This is a genomic window from Holdemanella sp., from assembly GCF_056804935.1.
Genome location: NZ_DBMEXE010000295.1, coordinates 1 through 1,505, shown reverse-complemented (window position 1 = coordinate 1,505; position 1,505 = coordinate 1). Strand labels below are relative to the sequence as shown.

The window sequence follows — 1,505 nt, the reverse complement described above, 5'->3', positions numbered from 1 at the left end:
AATTTAAAACAAACATTTAAACTTCCCTTAAAAAAGGGTGATTTTGCACCCTTTTAATCTTAAAAAACTATTTATATGCATTTCCCATATCCATATAGCACTCTAGAATTGCTAATTCATCACCTTCATTTTTAGGTTTAATAATGTATTGGCCTATACTAGCTGGAATATATAATGCCTCAGCATAATGCAATTCAATTGGTTCAAATTCATCATACGGGCTTACAATCAAAGCTTCTTCGCCTTCTACTAATACATGAAGTTTCACATGATCTTTAGTTTCAAAGAATATTGGTTCATTAAACCAATACCGGTCGATTTTCAGTAGCTCATATTCCATTGTTCCACTATGTTCTTTGCGCCAACCCGTTCCTCTAGCTACTTCACTTTTTTTAGAAATTAAATGTTCCTTAACAAAGTTTGTCTGATATCTTTCTTGAATCACTTTGGATCCATGCTCTATGTTAATTGGACGAGGCTTTCCATCAGCATCAATTCTTCCCCAATCCCATAATTTAAAAGTCTGAAATCCTATTGGATTAATTTCAAGAACTAATGTATTCTTTCCAGAGGCATGTATTGTACCGCTTGGAATATAAATATGATCATGCTTTTTCATCGGAAAACAATTAATCCATTTTGCATCATCAAACTCTCCTGTTTCTTGAGCTCTTTTAAAAGCATCGACAAGCTCATCTAATTTAACACCTTCTTTTGTTCCTAGATATACACAGCTTTCATCGCATGTATCTAACATATAATAACTTTCATAATGTCCAAAAGGAAAATTAAATGTTTCCTGAGAATATGCAATATCTGGGTGAACCTGCAAGCTTAGATTTCCACCTCCCCAAGTATCTAAAAAGTCACATCCAACAGGGCAATTATAGCCAAACCAAAAGAAATTCTGATTACCAAGGAAAGAAATTGGTTGATATTGAACAATATCTCTACCAACAATTCTAAATTCATTTGATCCCAATTTAGCAATAGCATTTTGAAAATTCATCCAGCCTGTCATTCCCCACGCTGTATTCTCTTTGTCTAATCCTCCATTTAAAACATCTTTACACCAATGTCCACCCCAAACGCCTCTATTAAAGAATGGTTCTAATTTAAAAGGATGTGTCGCAAAATAATTTAATGCTTTTCTAAAATCATCTCCTGTTGTCATAATAGGATTATCTACATCATCTCCATCAATAACAAAATCCATTTCATCAAAAATGTGGCGTTTATGATTATCAAAATACTTTGATTCGACAAAGTTAAATATCTTTTCCTTTGTTAAAGGATCTTCATCAGGATTTTTCATACCCCAATTTTCTAGTTTGCCGAAAAATCCATCTTTAATTCTTTGAATAGTGATATTATTGTAAATCAGTATATTGCCTTTGACAACCCTGCTAGCTCCAATTCCATAAACAATGACTAGCCCTTTTGATTTTTTAATATCATCTTGAGCCATTTTCACTTTCTTTTCGTCAAAATACTCCTCTAAGTTT

At 32.8% G+C, this 1,505-nt stretch carries 1 protein-coding gene; it reads right to left on the bottom strand.

Features of this window, described 5'->3' with window-relative positions:
* Positions 1-67: 67 nt before the first annotated feature.
* On the bottom strand, positions 68-1,505 hold a 1,438-nt coding region (locus ACZQCL_RS09460), incomplete at its 5' end, for a class I mannose-6-phosphate isomerase (protein ID WP_482483031.1).